Source organism: Dysgonomonas sp. 520 (assembly GCF_010501095.1).
Classification (GTDB): Bacteria; Bacteroidota; Bacteroidia; order Bacteroidales; family Dysgonomonadaceae; genus QVMP01.
This window is the reverse complement of the sequence record NZ_QVMP01000042.1, coordinates 1-329: the sequence shown is the minus strand read 5'-3', so window position 1 is coordinate 329 and position 329 is coordinate 1. Positions and strand designations below refer to the sequence as shown.

The following is a 329-nucleotide window of genomic DNA, read 5'->3' as shown; positions in this document are numbered from 1 at the left end:
TCTCTTCTACTGAAACAGTAAGCCCCGATTGGGAAATAATTTCTGTCTTCACTTTCCCTTTTGTCAACATATACAAATGGGATATGCGATCGCCCTGCGCAGCGATCAATTCTCCTCGCTTGTAGGTCTTTATCACATGATCTATTGTACATCTTATTTGTTCAATCTCTTCGGGTGATTTTTCCCGGCATATTGTACAAAAAAACAGTAAATCCTGATTCATAAATTCTATTTTCTTCAAAGATACACATAATAAACTTGATAAGTGTAACGGATGTTACGAATTATATCTCCACATCACTGTATGTTTGCAAAAAGATAATTGAAGA

Annotated in this window: 1 protein-coding gene; it reads right to left on the bottom strand. The window is 35.3% G+C overall.

All coding sequences use genetic code 11. The features are described from left to right. On the bottom strand, positions 1-223 hold a 223-nt coding region (locus D0T56_RS16015), incomplete at its 3' end, for a cyclic nucleotide-binding domain-containing protein (protein ID WP_163321177.1). Positions 224-329 lie beyond the last annotated feature (106 nt).